Here is a 2,454-nt window from a genome sequence, read left to right as displayed (position 1 = left end):
CAGCGCCACGGACGGCGCGCAGCCCCCGGCAGGGTCACGGACGCCGGGCGGGGCGCGGGCCGCGGACCGGGCACGGGCGTCGGACGGCGCCTCCGTGTCGGACGGGCGGTGAGTGGAAGTGCCCTCGCTGCACACCGCGACGCGCGGCCGCATCCTCTTCGGCGGTGACTACAGCCCCGAGCAGTGGCCCGAGCACGTCTGGCACGAGGACGTCCGGCTGATGAAGGACGCCGGCGTCAACTCCGCTACCGTCGGCGTCTTCTCCTGGGCCCGCCTCGAACCACGCCCGGGGGAGCGCGACTTCGGCTGGCTCGACCGCCTGATGGACCTGCTGCACGGCAACGGGATCTCCGTGGTGCTCGCCACCCCGACCGCCTCACCCCCGCCCTGGATGGGACGCCTGCACCCCGAGACCCTGCCGCGGGACGAGAACGGGCAGACCGTCTGGTGGGGCTCCCGGCAGCACTTCTCCCACTCCAGCGCCCTCTACCGCCGGTACGCGACGGCCCTCACCGAGGACCTCGCCGCCCGCTACGCGGACCACCCCGCGCTGGTCATGTGGCACATCAACAACGAGTACTGCACCTACGACTGGGGCGACGAGGCCGCCCGCGCGTTCCGCCGCTGGCTCCAGACCCGCTACACCACCCTCGACGCGCTCAACGAGGCCTGGGGCACGGCGTTCTGGAGTCAGGGCTACGCCGACTGGGAGGAGATCATCCCGCCGCGCCGCGCCCAGTACCTGCACAACCCCACGCAGGTGCTGGACTTCAAGCGGTTCACCTCCGACGCCCTGCTCGACTGCTATCTCGCCGAACGCGACATCGTCGCCCGGCACACCCCGCACCTGCCGGTCACCACCAACTTCATGCCGTTCTGGCAGGGCCAGGACGGCTGGAAGTGGGCCGCCCACGAGGACGTCGTCTCCGTCGACAGCTACCCCGACCCCAAGCCGGTGGACCGCTCCAACGCGCTCGGCGGCCAGTACAACGCCATGATCGCCGACATGACACGCTCGCAGGCGGGCGGCGAACCGTGGGTGCTGATGGAGCAGGCCGCCGGGCCGGTGAACTGGCGCGGCGTGAACCACCCCAAGCCGCGCGGCCTCAACCGGCTCTGGTCACTCCAGTCGGTGGCCAGGGGCGCCGACGCGATCTGCTACTTCCAGTGGCGGCAGTCCCGGCAGGGCGCGGAGAAGTTCCACTCCGGCATGGTCAGCCACGCCGGAGAACACGGCCGCACCTACCAGGAGGTCAGGCGGCTGGGCGCCGAACTGGCCACCCTGGCACCGGAGGTGGCCACCACCTCGACCACGGCCGAGATCGCGGTGCTGCACGACTGGGAGTCGTGGTGGGCGGGCCAGCAGGAGGGGCGCCCCTCCACCCAGGTGGACTACCAGGAGGTCGTACGGGCCTGGCACCGGGCCCTCTGGGAGGCCGGACTGCCCACCGACTTCGCCCACCCGGACGGCGACCTCGACGCGTACCGCCTCCTGGTGGTCCCGCAGCTCTACCTGATGCGGGACGAGACGATCGACGCGCTCACGGCGTGGGTGGACGCCGGCGGAACACTCGTCTGCGGCTTCCACACCGGTGTCGCCGACCGGGACGACCGGGTGCGCGAAGGCGGCATGGACGCACGGCTGCGGGAGCTGTTCGGCATCCGCACCGTCCACGAGTGGTGGCCGCTGGACGCCGGGGAGACCGTGGACTGCGGCGCGTTCCGCGGCACGCTCTGGTCGGAGGAACTGGAACCGTCCGGCACCGCCGAGACACTCGCCGCCTACGGGCCCGGTGAGTTGAGCGGACTGCCGGCCGTGCTGCGCAACGGCCGTGCCTGGTACGTCTCGACCCTGCCCGAGCCGCCCGCGCTGCGCGACCTGCTGACCGAGGCCGCCGGCACCGCCGGGGTGCGGCCCGTCGTCGCCGGGCTGCCCCCGGGGGTGGAGGCGGTACGTCGCGGGCCGCTGCTGTTCCTGCTCAACCACGGGCACGACGCGGTGGAGGTGGAACTGCCCGGCGCCCACCACGACGTGCTCGGCGGCAGCACGTTCACCGGGCGCGTCCCGCTCGGCCGCTACGCGGTGGTGGCGCTGCGGGAGGCCGCTTCGTGAGCGACGGCTCCTGGGAGCCGCTGCCCGCTTCCCGCTGGGAGGACACGTTTCTCAGCGGGAACGGGCGACACGGCGCCATGGTGTTCGGTGACCTCGACGACGACCTGGTCATCGTCAACCACCACACGCTGGTGCGCCCGAACGGCAGCGAGCACGCCGGCCCGCCGCACCTCGCCGACCGGCTCGGCACGCTGCGGAGCCGGCTGCTGGCCGGTGACGTCGACGCGGCCGACGCGTTCACCGACGGACGCCCGCTCCAGTGGGTGCAGCCCTTCCACCCCGCCTTCCAGACCCGCCTCCGCCGCCCGCTCCCCGAGCCCGGCGGCGGCCCGGGGAGCGGG

At 73.2% G+C, this 2,454-nt stretch carries 2 protein-coding genes; both read left to right on the top strand.

The annotated features are described in order from the left end of the window. Positions 1-118 precede the first annotated feature (118 nt). The gene (locus ACYVE9_RS23020) at positions 119-2,113 is read left to right on the top strand and encodes a beta-galactosidase (RefSeq protein ID WP_461029806.1); all 1,995 of its coding nucleotides are present in this window, start codon (positions 119-121) and stop codon (positions 2,111-2,113) included. Next, positions 2,110-2,454, top strand: a 345-nt coding sequence (locus tag ACYVE9_RS23015; protein ID WP_461029805.1) for a glycoside hydrolase N-terminal domain-containing protein, incomplete at its 3' end; no start/stop codon positions are given. The genes ACYVE9_RS23020 and ACYVE9_RS23015, both read left to right, overlap by 4 nt.

The sequence above is a fragment of the Streptomyces sparsus genome, assembly GCF_054776295.1.
The sequence above is the reverse complement of the archived record's forward strand: the minus strand, read 5'-3'. Positions and strand labels throughout refer to the sequence as shown.